The 15,080-nt window shown below is 63.6% G+C and carries 15 protein-coding genes; 3 read left to right on the forward strand and 12 right to left on the reverse strand.

Features of this window, described 5'->3' with window-relative positions; all coding sequences use genetic code 11:
* Positions 1-2 precede the first annotated feature (2 nt).
* From AC5P68_RS04725 to AC5P68_RS04775, 11 genes are all read right to left on the reverse strand, one after another.
* Positions 3-2,450, reverse strand: a complete 2,448-nt coding sequence (locus AC5P68_RS04725; protein WP_033833162.1) for a VirB4 family type IV secretion/conjugal transfer ATPase — start codon at positions 2,448-2,450, stop codon at positions 3-5.
* Between the two features lie 84 nt (positions 2,451-2,534).
* Positions 2,535-2,843 (reverse strand): VirB3 family type IV secretion system protein, encoded by a 309-nt coding sequence (locus tag AC5P68_RS04730; RefSeq protein WP_012480639.1) that lies wholly within the window; start codon positions 2,841-2,843, stop codon positions 2,535-2,537.
* On the reverse strand, positions 2,836-3,258 hold the full coding sequence (locus AC5P68_RS04735; RefSeq protein ID WP_033833163.1) for a TrbC/VirB2 family protein: 423 nt from the start codon (positions 3,256-3,258) through the stop codon (positions 2,836-2,838). Before AC5P68_RS04735 ends, AC5P68_RS04730 begins: the two co-directional genes overlap by 8 nt.
* A gap of 73 nt (positions 3,259-3,331) precedes the next feature.
* On the reverse strand, positions 3,332-4,297 hold the full coding sequence (locus tag AC5P68_RS04740; RefSeq protein WP_288418321.1) for a lytic transglycosylase domain-containing protein: 966 nt from the start codon (positions 4,295-4,297) through the stop codon (positions 3,332-3,334).
* Positions 4,298-4,300: 3 nt separating this feature from the next.
* The gene (gene virB11, locus AC5P68_RS04745; RefSeq protein ID WP_033833165.1) at positions 4,301-5,344 is read right to left on the reverse strand and encodes a P-type DNA transfer ATPase VirB11; all 1,044 of its coding nucleotides are present in this window, start codon (positions 5,342-5,344) and stop codon (positions 4,301-4,303) included.
* A 14-nt stretch (positions 5,345-5,358) separates the two neighbouring features.
* Positions 5,359-6,612 (reverse strand): TrbI/VirB10 family protein, encoded by a 1,254-nt coding sequence (locus AC5P68_RS04750; RefSeq protein WP_049402207.1) that lies wholly within the window; start codon positions 6,610-6,612, stop codon positions 5,359-5,361.
* Positions 6,609-7,388, reverse strand: coding sequence for a TrbG/VirB9 family P-type conjugative transfer protein (locus AC5P68_RS04755; RefSeq protein WP_033833167.1), 780 nt, complete (start codon positions 7,386-7,388; stop codon positions 6,609-6,611). Before AC5P68_RS04755 ends, AC5P68_RS04750 begins: the two co-directional genes overlap by 4 nt.
* Positions 7,385-8,431 carry a VirB8 family type IV secretion system protein gene (locus tag AC5P68_RS04760; protein ID WP_012480645.1) on the reverse strand — a complete coding sequence of 349 codons (1,047 nt, stop codon included), beginning with the start codon at positions 8,429-8,431 and terminating at the stop codon, positions 7,385-7,387. Before AC5P68_RS04760 ends, AC5P68_RS04755 begins: the two co-directional genes overlap by 4 nt.
* Before the next feature lie 89 nt (positions 8,432-8,520).
* Entirely contained in the window at positions 8,521-8,967 is a 447-nt protein-coding gene (locus AC5P68_RS04765) for a hypothetical protein (RefSeq protein ID WP_012480646.1), read from the reverse strand.
* A 424-nt stretch (positions 8,968-9,391) separates the two neighbouring features.
* Complete coding sequence (locus AC5P68_RS04770; protein ID WP_005410127.1) at positions 9,392-11,071, reverse strand: type IV secretory system conjugative DNA transfer family protein; 1,680 nt, start codon at positions 11,069-11,071, stop codon at positions 9,392-9,394.
* Between the two features lie 36 nt (positions 11,072-11,107).
* Positions 11,108-11,365, reverse strand: coding sequence for a hypothetical protein (locus AC5P68_RS04775; RefSeq protein WP_288418316.1), 258 nt, complete (start codon positions 11,363-11,365; stop codon positions 11,108-11,110).
* A gap of 130 nt (positions 11,366-11,495) precedes the next feature.
* Here AC5P68_RS04775 and AC5P68_RS04780 point away from each other — a divergent pair, with 130 nt between their 5' ends.
* Positions 11,496-11,915, forward strand: a complete 420-nt coding sequence (locus tag AC5P68_RS04780; protein WP_033833169.1) for an HD domain-containing protein — start codon at positions 11,496-11,498, stop codon at positions 11,913-11,915.
* A 125-nt stretch (positions 11,916-12,040) separates the two neighbouring features.
* Positions 12,041-13,252, forward strand: coding sequence for an MFS transporter (locus AC5P68_RS04785; protein WP_049402211.1), 1,212 nt, complete (start codon positions 12,041-12,043; stop codon positions 13,250-13,252).
* Between the two features lie 16 nt (positions 13,253-13,268).
* Here the strand turns inward: AC5P68_RS04785 and AC5P68_RS04790 are convergent, their stop codons facing one another.
* Positions 13,269-13,748, reverse strand: coding sequence for a MerR family transcriptional regulator (locus AC5P68_RS04790; RefSeq protein ID WP_049430645.1), 480 nt, complete (start codon positions 13,746-13,748; stop codon positions 13,269-13,271).
* A gap of 89 nt (positions 13,749-13,837) precedes the next feature.
* Here AC5P68_RS04790 and AC5P68_RS04795 point away from each other — a divergent pair, with 89 nt between their 5' ends.
* A complete protein-coding gene (locus AC5P68_RS04795) occupies positions 13,838-15,076 on the forward strand; it encodes an NADH:flavin oxidoreductase/NADH oxidase family protein (protein ID WP_288418313.1) in 1,239 nt (412 codons plus the stop codon).
* The last annotated feature ends 4 nt before the right edge of the window (positions 15,077-15,080 follow it).

Consider the following 15,080-nt stretch of genomic DNA (forward strand, 5'->3'; position numbering starts at 1 on the left):
TTTCAAGCCGCATCGGTTTCGGCAGAGGCCTTGGCTTTACCAGAGCCCTTTCGGTTCTTGTAGAAGTCCTCCAGCCACTGTTCCGGCGTGAGTTCGTCCACGGTGATCCGATTGCGGACTGCAGCCGTCTGCAGCACCCGATGCATGATGTCGATGTTGTCGGTCGAGGCCGAGATCACCGACAGGATGTCGTCCATGCCACGCAGGTTGAGCTGGCAGACACTGGAAGCATGGCCCTGCTTGACCAGGAAGCAGCGCGAGCGCTCGTCCAGTGCCGTGACCACCTTGAACTCCGCCTCGGTCAACTTCAGGCCATCCATGTAGTCGCTCTTGCTGGCGTTCGGGTTCGGCAGCAGGATGAGCGTGGCGGTCTGCTCGATCAGGGCAGCGGAGATATCACTCTTCAGCGCGTCTTCCGGGCTCTGCGTGGCGAAGATGCCCAGGCCGTTCTGCTTACGGATGGTCTTCTGCTTGTTCTTCGCGAACTCCTTCAGGCCACCCTCGCCGTCCAGGATCTTCCAGAATTCGTCCATCACATAGATCAGCGGTCGACCGTCGATCAGCGATTCCAGGCGGTGCAGCAGGTAATTGATGACCGGCACGCGCACTTCGGGATTGTCGATGATGTCGGTGTAGTCGAAGCCGATGATGTTGGCCTTGCTCAGATCCACCGTATCGATCGGATTGTCGAAGACCCAACCCAGCGAATTGCCCGAAGTCCAACGGCGCATGCGCGCATAGAGGCCGTCGTCGCCCATGTTGGGCAGGCTCTTCTGGAAGTTGGTCATGCTGCGCAGATGCATCGGCGTATCGAGCATGCTCTCCACCGCACGGTAGATGTCCTCTTCCTCGCGGGCGCTGTACTCGCGCTTGCCGGCCAGCACCTTGATCAGTTCGGCCAGGAACTGCACGTTCGCTTCGTTGTTCTCGCACTGGAACGGGTTGAAGCCGGTCGGCGCACCGTTCTCCAGGGCCAGATAATTGCCACCGCAGGCACGCACGAAGATCTCCGCACCACGGTCCTTGTCGAAGAAGAAGATGGTCGGTGACGGCTCATACTTCTGAACCTGGCTGAGCAGGAAGTTGATAAGCGCGGTCTTGCCGGTACCGGACTTGCCGATCACCATGGTGTTGGCGATCGCCTTCTCACCCAGCGAATTCTCGGATGGATGGGTGGCATGGAAATTGAAGTAGTACGGCTGGCCGTTGGTGGTCTGCAGCGTGGTCACGCAGTCGCCCCACGGGTTGTTGTGCTGCTTGCCGGTGGCGAAGTTGTGCAGCGGCGACAGGCCGAGGAAATTCAGCGAGCTGACGTTGGCCAGCCGCGTGCGGAAGCGCCAGTTGGCCGGCAGCTGCGAATAGAACGACGAGGTGACTGCCAGATCCTCCTTGGTCGACACGAAACCGGCGTTGGACAGCTCGGCACGGGTCGAGGCCACGTTCTGCGACAGCTTCGCCTGGCTGTCGCCATACACCGCGATGATGAAGTGGTATTCGCCCAGCACGAAGTTGCCTGACGACAGATGATCCATCGCCTGGTCGAGTTCGACGATCTGACTGACCGCCTTGTCGCCCGAGGAGATCATCATGCCCTTGGTCCGGTCCAGCACCTTCAATGCGTCCTGGCGCCCCATCGGGCTGAACGAATGGGTGATGACGTACTCATAGTCCAGATACTTCAGACCATTGAGAATGCCCGGATAGGTCCCCTCGGCATATTCCTTGATATTCAGGATCGCGCCGAAATGATTGACGCCATTGGGCGTATTGATCACGAAATCGCCGGTCTTGGCCGAGAACATATGACGGCTGACCGGAAGATAGTCTTTCACAGGCGCCGACAGCACCGGTACCGGCTCATCGATGCGGTTGATCAGGTAGCCGAACAGCTCAAGCGTCTCGGAAAACACCACACCGTTCTTGGCTTCGTACATACCGAGCCGGTAAGGCGCGTAGTCGCGGATCACAGCCTCGACGTTGCCGGCGAGCTCCATCAGCTTCTCGACGGCCTGCTCCTGCTCGGCGCGCAGCTTGTCCACGTTCGCGGACTTCTCCACGAAGCGCTTTCCCGCCACCACCGGGCGATAGATCATCGTCAGGTACAGCTCGTTCTGCATGATGCGCTGGGAGGACAGCATGCCCATGTACTGGTCGGACACATCCTGGTTGAAGCGCTGCTTGTAGTAGCTCTTTCCCTTCAGGGTGCGACGGCGCCGGATGTCATGCACCCAGAAGGCAACGTTGACGAAATCCGGCGCGCGCAGCGTCTGCAGCAACCGGTTGAAGGTGTTGTGCCGATGCTCAAGCTCCCATTCTTCGCGCCCCACGAACGGCAGCCCTTCCAGGTGCCACGTCAACAGGTAGTCGCCGCCCGTGGTCTTCACCACATTCGGAGCCACGTGCGACGACAAGGGGATGAATTCGCTGATGGAGGTATCTGGGTTGAACATACGACTGCTTCCAAAAGGTACTGCCGACAAAGATGCGGAGTTGGCCAGGCGGGCGTTCAACGCCCGCCTGGCCGGATCCAGCCCTCAATCCCTGGGGGCTGGCTTGTTGCGGTAGTGATTCGGGTTGAACACCCACATGCCATCATGCTCCTGCACGTTGCGCACCTTGAGCTTGAACATCAGGCGCAGGCCCAGCAGGCGGAAGATCATCTCGTCACGCTTGGCCATCTGCCGCATGATGAAAATGGCCACCGGGATGGTCAGCAGAAACCAGAAGTTCGTGTACATGCTCAGCAGCAACAACCCACCCGCCACCATGAAAAATGGCAGGTAGGGAACGCCCAGGAACATCGCTGGGCGCGTGCAGCCCCGGAACAGGACGTTCTTATGCACTGTAGTACTGGACGGCGTGCTTGATCATTTCAAACGCCATGCCAGCGCCGTCGCCACCACCGACCTTGTCGCAGCTGCCAGCCTCCTTGCCGAGCAGCATGCGCGCGATCTGGCCTGCCGCGCCGATCAGCACACCGCCGATGAGGATCGGGGCCACGTCACCGATGCGCTTGTGGGCAAATGCGATCTGGTAACCGGCGAAGATCACGGCGATCGTGACCACGGCGATCGAGGCCATGTTCAGCAGACCGTTGATGTTGGAGAAGAAGCCGCAGACCTTGCCATCGGTGCCGCCGAAGTCGGTACCGCCTGCCAGGGCCTGGGGAGCGAACACGGCACCTGCGAATGCGACGGCCATCAGCATGGTCTTCAGCGTGCGCTGGGCCTGGACGAGGTCGAGATTGAATCGCTTCATGGATTGATTTCCTTGTTGATGGACTAACACAACTGAATCGACCAGCCGGGGGACCGGTCGCACCACGACTTCGTCAGAACACGAAGGCCGCATCCCCTGCGGGAATCTGCTGCACCGGCGCACGGGGCGCCGGTGCGTTGTAGAAATTCTGGGTGTCCGCTGCCGGCGCGTTACGCTCATTCCAGGGGCGCAGCATCACCGGCGCGTTCGCGCCAGCAGCCATCCCGGGCAGCTGTTGCGGCATGGCTGCCCCACCCTGCGCCGCACCAGGCTGCTGATACGGCTGCGGAGCCTGCTGCGGCATGTCGTTTCCGCCCTGCGCCTGTGGCTGCATCATTCGATCGACCGAACCCAGCACCACGCGCGATACCGCCTGGTCGGCGATGTTCAGCAGGCTGCCGCGGGCCATCGCACCGGTCGATGGGTAGACGGTGTAGGCCCGTGCCGGGTCATTGGACGGTACGTACACCGGCGCACTGGCCTGGGCGACGATGCGCGCCTGGGCCGGCGAGGCCGTCTGCGGATGATGTTCGACCCTGACCACCCGACGCTCGCCGCGGCTGACCACGTCAATCGGCGCGACGGCGTTGCTTGCGACCTGCTGACCGCGGCGGATCGAGTCGTAGATCTTCTGCACGTACCCGTGACGGAAGCCGGTCTCGAAGTTGCCCGAGTAGTAGCAGCTGAACGACTTGCCCCAGTCACCACCGGAGCGCTTGTAGCAATCGGCGAGGATGCGCGAACCCGCCTGCAGGTTCGGGCACTGCTGGAAGGCCTTCTCGTAGGAATCCAGCCCGTACTTGCCCAGGTTGTAACGGTTGACCTGGGCCAGGCCAATGGAGAAGTTGTAGCCCTTCTCCTCCAGCATGCGAACGGTGGCCAGCGCCTCGTCGAGGGCCTTGGGCTGGCGCACCAGGGCGCCGCCGACCACGCCGATGGCATAGGGGTTGCGCGACGATTCCACGTTAATGACGTGCTGCATCACGTCCATCGAGACGGCCATTTCCGGGCACGCCATCATTTCCAGTCCTGGCAGCATTGGTCAGCCCTCCTGCCCCTGGGCACGCCCAGGATTGAAGTCGATGCCGGTGATGTAGCGCGAGCCGGCATGTGCCTTGATATGCACGACGATGTCGATGGTCATCATCAACAGTCGCTTGATCACGTTGAACTCCAGGCCCGAACCCTCGGCCGAGGCCTTCACCATCAGCGCCAGCTGATCCCAGGTCTGCTCCGGGCTACCGGCATGGCAACTGGTGATCGAGCCCGGGTGGCCCGATGCGCAGTTGCGGATGAAGTAGAACGCCTCGTCACCGCGCAGCTCGGCCAGGATGATGCGTTCTGGCTTCATGCGCAGGCAGGCTTCCATGCAACTCTTTGCGCTGACATTGCTGGTGCTCTGCCCTCCCTTGGAGTACAGCAGGTGCACCACATTGGGTTGGGTCAGAAACAGCTCGCGTGCGTCCTCGATCGTGACCAGGCGCTCGTTGTCCGGGATATGATTGACCAGCGCTTTCATGAAGGTGGTCTTGCCGCTACCGGTCGCACCGGAGACCACGATGTTCTTGCGGTACATCACCGCACGACGGAAGAACTCTGCGTACTCGCGCTGCTGGCGCAGTTCCAGCAGCTCGCGGTCCTGCTCGCTCAGACTGCCATCCTGTTCCAGGATCTGGTTGAAGAAACCATCCTCGTGGTACTGGGTGAGCGACTTGGTGTGCTTGGACGGCAGGCGGATCGTGATCGAAACCTTGCCGGCATCACAGGCAGGTGGAATCACGAACTGCGCACGCTGGCCGGTGGGGAACGTGAGCGACACCACCGGATCGGCATCGGTGATGCGCTGGCCGGTGTTGCTTTCGTTCACCACGGCGGTGCAGAACTGCCGTGCCCGCTCGAACGTCAGGCCCGGCACCTCCACCCGCTGCCACCCGGCCCGGGTTTCCAGGTACAGCTCACCGGGACGGTTGATGCAGATTTCCGTCACTTCCGGGGATGTCATGTACTCGGCGATGCCCAGCACTTCGTACTGATAGCGCAGGAAATCGCTGGAAACGAGGGCGAGGGGTGACACTTCGGCGTCCATGGTTGTTCTTCGGGTTACCGGCGCGGGTTGAGCACGTTGGTGAAGTCGACGTCCTTTGCGACGTAGACGTTCACGACGGTGCCCTGGTTGATGGTGACAGTCGGCGGGCGATTCGAACTGGTCAGGGCTTCGTTGGCGAGACGCTCCATCGTGCGCGCGGTGGCGCTTTCATAGGGCGAACGAACGGCAAAACCATTACTGGAAACCGTCGTCGACTCCGGGCCATGCTCGGCTGCGGCGTACTTGAAGGCGTCGGCGATCAGGCTGATCATCAGCGCCGATGCAATGCGACTGCCCCAGTGCGCGCTGTACTGGCCAGGATGACCGGCACCACCCAGCTGATCCACGCCCGGGCTGGACATGGCCACGTCGATGCCATTGGGCGTGGTGATGCGATCCCAGATCACTTCCACGCGCTTGCCCTTGGGACCACCACCGTACGCACCGTAGATCTTGGACCCCTTGGGCAGCAGCAGGCTGCGGCCGTTGATCGAGTACACCGGTTCGGTCAACAGGCACGACGTATAACCTGCAAGATCGGTGATGATGCGGGTCTCGAGAACACAACGCAGATAAGTGCCACGCACCAGCAGTGCATCGGGACTGCGGATGTAGGAAGCATTGGACACATCCTCCACGTCAGGCCCGCGGCGCACCTTGGCCGGCGGAGCATTGCCGTTCTGCGCCTGCAGCGCAGCCAACGTGGCCTGCATGTAGGGATCGTCGTTGTCCCCTGCTGCGGCCTGGCCGCCAGCATCGCCCGTGCCCACGCCTGCGCCACCACTACCGGCAATGCGGCGATCCAGCAGACTCGGGCCACGCTCGACCTCGCGCTCGGGTTCGGCACGAGGAATGAACGTCGGGCCCATCGTTTCCTGCGGCGGTGGCGGCAGCATCGGAATGGGTTCGGCGGCTTCCCGGGCGGCCTCGCGAATCGCGGAGGGTGCAATGATCGGCAGGTCGGGGGTGCTCGAACGTGCAACCTGCGGCGGCGCCTTGACTTCTTCAGCGTCTTCCTTGCCCTTGCTCAGCAGCAGGAAGCCCATGGCCAGCAACAACACCAGGATGCCGCCGAGGAACAACAGCGCCTTGCGGTTCAAGCGCTGCTCTTCCGCAGAGCGAAGCTGCGGGGCACTGGCATCCAGGTCCGGGGTTGCCTCGGCCTGCGCATGCCCATAATACGGGTTCGTCGGTGGCTCCTGAGCCGCAGGGCCCTGCCCGTACGGAGACGGATTCGGATCGTTTTCGGGAGTGTTCTGCTGGCTCATTTCTTCACGTTCCTTCGCAGGCCGACGACGAAGTCGCCGTGGCGGATGACCAGGTACGGGTACGTCCCGTGCACGATCAGCGTATTGCCCTCAACCGTGGTGTTGACCACGAAATCCTCGCCGTACTCCTTCTCGCGACCGAACACGGCCGGGAAGATGCCGGTCTTGTATTCGGGCGAGTTGGGCAGTTTCAGATAGGTGAAACGGCCATCGTCGTAGGCGTTGACCGGGATCAGCCACCCCATCTTCTTCGCCTTGCTGGTCGAATAGGAGTAGTTGAAGTTGTATTGGCGGTCCTTGGCCAACTCGGTGCTCAGCAGCGGCTGCGCCTCTTCCTCGACCGCTGCCTGGGCAGGCCCGAACACAGTGTCATTCGGATAGACGAAGGCGATCTTGTACTGCACGCCGGCGCGACGGGCCTGCTCAAGCTGGCGCCAGTCGGTGGCAACGACTTTCAGCTCGAAAATGTACGAATGGGTCTCGGTACGCACCATCATGTTGGTGTCGACGTCGACGTTCTTCGGCTTGAGATAGAACACGTTCTCGCGACGGGTGAGTTCCCAGCCGCTGCTGAAGCCGGTGCTGTAGTCGAGGATCTTCTCGTTCGGGCTCAGCTCGATCTGGGTGGTGAGGCCCAGGCCGGTGCGAACCGGGTAGATGCGGTCCTTCTCATACTCGTAGTGGTCAACTGCCTGTGCCATCGCCGCGCTGGAAAACACCAGCGACAGCAACGACAGCAGCGCCCACGCGCTTCCCCTGATTTTTCGACTACTCATCGGTTGCTTGCTCCATCAGCATTTCCGGTGGAATGGTTCGGTGCCGGCATCATTGCCGGCTGTCCCGGCGCGCCCTGCCCCGGCATCGGCTGCCCCTGGACCGGCTGCCCCTGCATGGGCGCACCCTGCATCGGCTGCATCTGCCCATTGGCCGGCACTGCGACAGGCTGACCGGTGGCGGGATCGATCATGGTGGCAGCGGCCGGATTGTTCGGAACGTACATGCCCTGCGCCTGCTGCGCGGCGAGCTGTGCCTGTTGCGCGGCATCCTGGGCCTGCTGCTGCATGGCACCGTCATCCGGCACGGGCACGCCGCGCGCATAGTCGTTGTCGACACGGTACTCCGTGACCTGGAACGCCAATGGGTTGAGCACGCGGTCCTGTTCGGAGAGCGCCAGATTCTGGTTGTACTGGAAGCGCATGGTGACCAGCTGGTTGTCCAGATAGGTCGACACACCGCTGCGCTTGTCGAGCAGGCTGCGCTGGATGCGCACGGACGCGCCACGGAAGCTGCCGTTCGCCTGCACGCCCAGCGGGGTGATGCTGAGGATCTTGACCCTGATCGCCTTGCCCCGGCCGTACATCACGAACGGATTCTGCGGATTGTTGCTGGCATAGCGCTGCTTCATGCTTGCGGCCACGGCATCACTGGACATAACGAACACCAGCTCCCAGTCGCGCAACCCCATCACCGCGGAGTCGTACGACTCGCGCGCCAGCACGTACTGGGCGACATTGCTGCGGTTGACCGCTTCATTGGTGGTGATCGTCTCGCCCTGGAACGTGCCCCTCAGGCGCGCCACCGTAGCGGTACCCGTGTAGGCATCGGCCATCACCAGGAACGGCACCTTCTCCTTCAGCGGCAGCATGTAGTAGTAGCCGCCCGCCAGTGCCAGCGACATCAGCAATGAGCCGGTGGCGACCCACCAGGCACGGCGCTCACTGCGACGCGCCATGTCGGCCACGGTGATCTCGTAGCTGACCGCCTTGGCGACCGACTGCTCGACCTTGGGACTATTGCCGGGATCCTTCTTGCGGAACATGGATTCTTCCGTACTGCTGAAACATCAATGGGCGTGGCACCCCTGCGACAGGCGCGGGGAGCGGCACGTTCGATGATTTCGAGGTGGACTCAGGTGCCGCTGTTGGAATCAGCGCCCTGTGCCGACGCGGTCGGCGTCGAACCAGCGCTCTGCACAACGATCTGGTTGCCAACGATGGAGACGGAGATGCCCTGCGCTGCATAGGCCGCCGTCAGATCGATCACGGCCTGCTGAGCGTTGGTGGTGTCGATGTTGGAAACCGCGCCGTACAGGGTGAAGTCCGAGCTCAGGCGGTAATCCAGCGTGCGTCCGGAATCCTTGGCCCAGCGCTCGAGCATGGCTTTGAGCGTGCCATCCATCGGCGAGGCCTGGTAGACGTAGCTGGAGTACAGCGGGATCTCGGTGGTTGCCGCAGCAAAGCGGTTCACCGGCTTCCAGCGGCCTCCGAAATCGGGAGCGGACTTGGTGGCGCAACCGGCCACCATCAACGCCGCCACTGCGGCAATGGACATTTTCGCGATAAACGCCTGATTCATACGGGCTTCACTTTGACGTACGAAAAAGCAGTCCCGAGCATTGGTCCCCTGGTCGTCCGGCGCTGCGTCGCGCACGCCGGAATCGGAGCGACGCACTGACTGGCAGCACACCCACTCCGGCTCCCCTGCAGCCAACGGCTGCCAACCAAGTCGCGGGGCCGCCAGACACTCCCGGCGACACACCCGCATACCTCACCAACGTCGAAACCATCCATGTTTCATGGCACAAACTCCTGGCCACCCTGCTCTACAACATCTGCCATCCATCACACATTTCTGAACGGCATGCACAGGGTCGCACAACCACGCGTCAATTCCATGTCAGACAAGTCTGAAAATCCATGAACAAATGCCGAATTCTTGACTCAACTCACGTTTTCACGTCAGTGAATATGAATCTACGTCACAAATTTAACGACGTGAATTAGACGTTAAGCATTGGAACGTCGACTTTCGGCAGCAGCCGCGAGGTGAAGTAGCGATCCTTGTAGTAGCGGATCTTGTCGCACTTCACCGGATGCGGTATGCCCTCGTACAGGAACACTTCCTTGTCCGGCCCCATCGCCTTCAGCTCCTGCGGCAGCATCAGTGCCCGCCGCTCCTCGGTGAAGCTGTGGGTCTTCTCGCGGGCGTGCGTGACGTTCTTCTTGCGGATGGTGGTGTAGCCCAGCATGTCCGAATAGTCGTTGGCGTCCTGCTGCTCGCGCGGCGCGTACAGGATCTGCAGCGCGTGGTTGGTGATGATCGTGCGCGAGACTTCCCGGCCGTAGGTGGCATCGAGCTGGGACATGCTCTGGATGATCGGCAGCAGGCGGATGTTGTAACCGGCCATGTAGGACACCGCCGAGGCGATGATCTCGACCTTGCCGATCGAGGTGAATTCGTCCATCAGCAGCAGGCACTGGTACTTCAGGTCCGGGTTGGACTTGGGCAGTTCCTTGGTGTTGAGGTTGATCAGCTGGCTGAAGAACAGGTTGATGATCAGCCGGCTCTCGGCCAGCTTGTTCGGCTGGATGCCGATGTAGATGGTCATCTTCTTCTTGCGCACGTCGGTCAGCAGGAAGTCGTTGCTGCTGGTGGCCTTGTCCAGCACCGGGTTGATCCAGGGATTGAGCGGTTCCTTGAAGGTGCCCAGGATCGAGGCGAAGGTCTCGTCGGCCTGGGACAGCATGTTGGCGAACGCCGATCGCGCGTTGCCACTGAGGAACGAACGCTCCGACAAGGCCTTGAGGTACTTCTTCAGATCGGTGCCATCGCCGGATGACAACCGGTAGACAGAACCCAGCGTCGGCGTGCCCGAGCCGCCCGGGAAGCCGCTGCTGCGCTCGTCGTCCCAGTTTTCGAACAGATACAGGGTGAAGGCCATGAACGCGTTGCGCGCCTGGCTGACCCAGAACTTCTGGTCCTCGGCGCCGTCCGGATACAGCATCGCGGCGATGCTCATCAGGTCCGACACCCGGAATGCCGGATCATCGGAGACATAGCTGAGCGGGTTCCAGCGGTGCGTGCGCCGATCCTCGGCGAAGGGATTGAACAGGTAGATCTCCTGGCCCTGGCTGGCGCGCCAGCCGCTGGTCAGGTCGAAGTTCTCCTGCTTGATGTCCAGCACCACCAGCGATTCGCCGTATTCCAGCAGGTTCGGGATGACCACGCCCACGCCCTTGCCTGAACGGGTGGGTGCCGCAAGAATCACGAACTGCTGGCCATCCAGCCGCACCAGTTTGCCGCCATGGCTGCCGACCACGATGCTCTGGCCGGTCTTCTTGAACATGCCATGCCTGGACAGGTCGGCGCCGGTGGCGAAGCGCGCGTCGCCATGCAGCGAGCGCTTGTCCTTCTTCAGCAGCAGCACCAGACCGGTCACCAGCAGGACCAGCAGCGGCAGGCCGAAGCCCACGTAGCCGGCCCACTTGATCTTGCCCACGAACGGCGCAACCTGCGGCTGGCCGATGGCGTGGTAGTACTGGTAGTACGTGTTCCAGGTGAACAGCTTGGTGTCCAACCCCAGGAACAACAGGGTCAGGTAGCCGGAAAACACGAAACCAAGCAGCAGGGTCGCCAGCGTGACGATGGCGATGAGCAGATACTTCTTACTGGGCAACACCCGAATCCTCCATGATGCGCACGAGGGCGCGACGGCCTAGCGGCGGCGCCAGCGCGACGCCTTCTTCCGCAGGTTGTTTTCGTTCTCCAGCCCGGGCTCTTCGCCCTCTTCACGCAGCCGCTGCAACAGCAGTTGGCGCGCTTCGGCCAGTGATACCAGGTCGGTCAGACGATCCCCATCGACGGCGACGACCGCATGGCCGACCACATCGCCCGGAGCGTACACCGGCTCGTAGGACACTGCTACCAGCTGATAGCGGCCACGGGTTTCCAGCACATGCCTGAATTCCTGCATCGCATTCCTCCTTGTCGGGGCAACACTGCGTCCCCTGCCCCGCCATGATGCCCATCGCAGTGTCATCGGCGTATGCACAAGCGCTACGGTTTCTGCGCGAAACTGTCTGCGGATATCCAAGGAGACTGCAATGGACTGGGTAGCACTTGCACGCACGCTGGCCACCGAGGCCCACACGGGCCAGACGGACAAGGCCGGCCAGCCTTACATCTGCCATGTGGCGCGGGTGGCGGCCGCGGTGCGCGGCGACGATGACGCCGAAGTGGTGGCCTGGCTGCATGACGTAGCCGAAGACTGCCCGGCGTTTGCCGCACGGATCGAGGTCTTTCCCGCCCCGCTGCGCGAGGCGGTGCAACTGCTCAACCGCGACGCGGCCCCCGACGCGGACAGCTACTACGCGCGCATTGCCGCCCACCCGCTGGCACTGAAGGTGAAGCAGGCCGATCTGGATGACAACGCCGATCCGAAGCGCCTGGCGATGCTCGACGCGGCGACGGCCAGGCGCCTGCGCAGCAAGTATGCGCACGCCCGGACAGCGCTGGGCATCTGATTGCGCCGCGCGGTGGCGGGTGGGCGAACGTGTCACCGATCAAACGCTGATTTACCCTGAGTGCTGCTGCCCTTGTTGCGGTGCAGCAGTACAATGACCGGCTCCCCGCCCCCATCGCGCCCCGCATGAGCCCCAACTCTTCCCTGGCTGCGCGGCTGACGCCCCGTCAGCGCACCCTGATCATCCTTGCCCTGTCGCTGGGCGGCTTCGCCATCGGCACCAGTGAATTCGCCAGCATGGGCCTGATGCTGGAGATCAGCCGCGGCCTGTCGATTTCCGAAACCCAGGTCGGCCACCTGATCAGCGCCTACGCCATCGGCGTGGTCGTCGGCGCCCCGATCCTCGCCTTCGTCGGCGCCAGCTTCCCTCGCCGCAAGCTGCTGCTGGCACTGATGGGCTTCTATGCCGTCGGCAACCTGGCCAGCGCACTGGCGCCGAACTACGGCACGATGCTCATTGCGCGTTTCGTCGCCGGCCTGCCGCATGGCGCCTACTTCGGCGTCGCGATGCTGGTTGCCGCCGCGATCAGCCCGGCCGGCCAGCGCGGCCAGGCGATGTCGCGCGTGTTGCTGGGCCTGTCGATCGCGATCCTGGTCGGCAATCCGCTGACCACCTGGCTGGGCCAGCAGCTGAGCTGGCGCACCGCCTTTGCCCTGGTCAGCGTGCTGGCCATCGCCACCGTGGCGATGATCGCGCGCTTCCTGCTGCCGGACCCGGACGAGGTTCGTACCTCGCCGATGCGCGAACTGCGCGCCTTCAACACCACCCAGGTGTGGCTGGCGCTGGCGATCGGCGCCGTTGGCTTCGCCGGCATGTTCTGCGTGTTCACTTACCTGGCACCGACCCTGGTGCAGGTCACCGGCGTGGCCGAATCGTGGATGCCGCTGGCGGTGGGCGCGTTCGGCATCGGCGCGATCATCGGCAACATCGCCGGTGGCTGGCTGGTGGACAAGTTCCATTTCAAGGCCGCCGCCGTGGTGCTGCTGTGGTCGATCGTGATGCTGCTGCTGTATCCGCTGGCCGCGCAGTCGGTGTGGACCATCGGTCCGATGATCATCACCGTCGGCACCATGGGCGCGCTGGCGGCGGTGCTGCAGACGCGCCTGATGGACGTGGCCGGCGAAGCACAGACCCTGGCCGCCGCCTCCAACCATGCCGCCTTCAATACCGCCAATGCGCTCGGGCCGTGGCTGGGCGGCATGGCGATCAGTGCCGGCTTCAGCCCGGCCAGCACCGGCTATGTCGGTGCCGCCACCGCCATCGGCGGCCTGCTGCTGTGGTGCGTGGCGGTGATGCTGGACAGGAAGCGCAAGACAGCCGGCGTGGGCAGCCACTGACCTTCGCGGCGGATCGTCAGCTGCTGCCCGCGCGGCGGCGGCGATCCGGCCGCAGCAACGCCGTATCGCCGGCCGCAAGTGTCGGGCGCGCCAGCTCACCGCGCTTGACGCGCTCCAGCACCCGCCGCGAGTTGGCCGCGCAGTCGATGCCCTCCGGCCGCGCCTGGATGTCCTCGATCAGGGCCAGCAGGTGCGCCCGGCTCTCTGCCAGCCGCAACTGCAGCGCCTCGATGTCGGCCACCTTCTGCTGCAGCATCGAGATCAATGCGTCGTGCTGCCACTGGCCCATGTCCGGTGGCAGCAAGGCGCGTATCTCCTCCAGGCTGAAGCCGGCGCGCTGCGCACCGGTAATCAGCTCCAGCAGCAGCACCGCCTGCTCCGGGTAGTCGCGGTAGCCGTTGGCCTGCCGCTGGACGACCAGCAACCCTGCCTCCTCATAGAAGCGGATACGTGACGCCGCCAGGCCCGTGCGGCGGGCCAGCTCACCGATCATCATCTGCCTGAATCCTCGACATCGAAACCCATTGACCTTCAATAAAACTTGAAGGTTAGCGTAGCGCCATTCCCCTGTCCTGGAGCTGTCCCATGTCGCTGTTCTCGTCCCTGGCGCTGCCTTCCGGCGCCCTCATCCGCAACCGCATCGCCAAGGCGGCGATGGAGGAGAACATGGCCGACGCCGACCACGCCCCCTCCGAAGCGCTGCTGCAGTTGTACCAGCGCTGGGCCGACGGCGGCGCCGGACTGATCATCACCGGCAACGTGATGGTTGATGGCCGCGCCATGACCGGCCCCGGCGGCGTGGTGCTGGAGGACGATCGCCACCTGGAGCGTTTCATCGCCTGGGCCGACGCCGCGCGCTCGCGCGGGGTGCAGATGTGGATGCAGATCAACCACCCCGGGCGGCAGATGCCGGCCGCGCTCGGCCAGCCGGCATTGGCGCCTTCGGCGGTCCCCTTGGACATGGGCGCACTGTCCAAACAGTTCGCGCCGCCGCGGGCGATGACCGAGGCGGATATTGAAGACGTGATCGCTCGCTTCATCCGCAGTGCCGAGCTGGCCGAGCGCGCCGGTTTCAGCGGCGTGGAGATCCATGCCGCGCACGGCTACCTGCTCAGCCAGTTCCTGTCGCCGCTGTCGAACCGCCGCGATGACCGCTGGGGTGGCAGCCTGCAGAACCGTGCGCGCCTGCTGCTGGAGATCGTGCAGGGTGTGCGCGCGGCGGTGGCGCCCACGTTCGTGGTGGCGGTGAAGCTCAACTCCGCCGACTTCCAGCGGGGTGGCTTCTCGCCCGAGGACGCGCGCGACGTGGTCGAGATGCTGGCGCCCCTCGGCGTGGATCTGGTCGAACTGTCTGGCGGCAGCTATGAAGCACCGGCCATGACCGGCGCCGCACGCGACCAGCGCAGCGTGGCCCGCGAAGCGTACTTCCTCGAATTCGCGCGCGAGATCGCCACGGTGGCAACGATGCCGCTGATGGTCACCGGCGGCATCCGCCGCCGCGAAGTGGCAGAGCAGGTGCTGGCCAGCGGCGTGGCCATGGTCGGCATCGCCACGGCGCTGGCGATCGAGCCGGATCTGCCGCAGCACTGGCAGCAGGGCCGCGATCCGGTGCCGACACTGCGCAACATCAACTGGCGCAGCAAGCCGCTGGCGGCCAGTGCGCACATGGCCGCAGTGAAGTATCAGCTGGGCCGGTTGAGCCGGCGCCGCCCCACCGCACCCACGGTTTCACCGGTATGGGCCCTGCTGCTGGCACAGGCGGCCGCAAAGTGTCGGACCCGCCGCTACCGGCGCTGGATCGGCGCCCGCGCCATCGCACACTGAGCCG

It is taken from the genome of Stenotrophomonas sp. YJH_SMC_58 (assembly GCF_059369635.1).

What these genes read in the sequence shown, in the direction of transcription:
- AC5P68_RS04725 (WP_033833162.1), bottom strand. Translation starts at nt 2,450, where the DNA reads ATGTTCAACCCAGATACCTCCATCAGCGAATTCATCCCCTTGTCGTCG.
- AC5P68_RS04750 (WP_049402207.1), bottom strand. Translation starts at nt 6,612, where the DNA reads ATGAGCCAGCAGAACACTCCCGAAAACGATCCGAATCCGTCTCCGTAC.
- AC5P68_RS04740 (WP_288418321.1), bottom strand. Translation starts at nt 4,297, where the DNA reads ATGCTGCCAGGACTGGAAATGATGGCGTGCCCGGAAATGGCCGTCTCG.
- AC5P68_RS04760 (WP_012480645.1), bottom strand. Translation starts at nt 8,431, where the DNA reads ATGTTCCGCAAGAAGGATCCCGGCAATAGTCCCAAGGTCGAGCAGTCG.
- AC5P68_RS04790 (WP_049430645.1), bottom strand. Translation starts at nt 13,748, where the DNA reads ATGATGATCGGTGAGCTGGCCCGCCGCACGGGCCTGGCGGCGTCACGT.
- virB11 (WP_033833165.1), bottom strand. Translation starts at nt 5,344, where the DNA reads ATGGACGCCGAAGTGTCACCCCTCGCCCTCGTTTCCAGCGATTTCCTG.
- AC5P68_RS04775 (WP_288418316.1), bottom strand. Translation starts at nt 11,365, where the DNA reads ATGCAGGAATTCAGGCATGTGCTGGAAACCCGTGGCCGCTATCAGCTG.
- AC5P68_RS04795 (WP_288418313.1), top strand. Translation starts at nt 13,838, where the DNA reads ATGTCGCTGTTCTCGTCCCTGGCGCTGCCTTCCGGCGCCCTCATCCGC.
- AC5P68_RS04735 (WP_033833163.1), bottom strand. Translation starts at nt 3,258, where the DNA reads ATGAAGCGATTCAATCTCGACCTCGTCCAGGCCCAGCGCACGCTGAAG.
- AC5P68_RS04780 (WP_033833169.1), top strand. Translation starts at nt 11,496, where the DNA reads ATGGACTGGGTAGCACTTGCACGCACGCTGGCCACCGAGGCCCACACG.
- AC5P68_RS04765 (WP_012480646.1), bottom strand. Translation starts at nt 8,967, where the DNA reads ATGAATCAGGCGTTTATCGCGAAAATGTCCATTGCCGCAGTGGCGGCG.
- AC5P68_RS04755 (WP_033833167.1), bottom strand. Translation starts at nt 7,388, where the DNA reads ATGAGTAGTCGAAAAATCAGGGGAAGCGCGTGGGCGCTGCTGTCGTTG.
- AC5P68_RS04785 (WP_049402211.1), top strand. Translation starts at nt 12,041, where the DNA reads ATGAGCCCCAACTCTTCCCTGGCTGCGCGGCTGACGCCCCGTCAGCGC.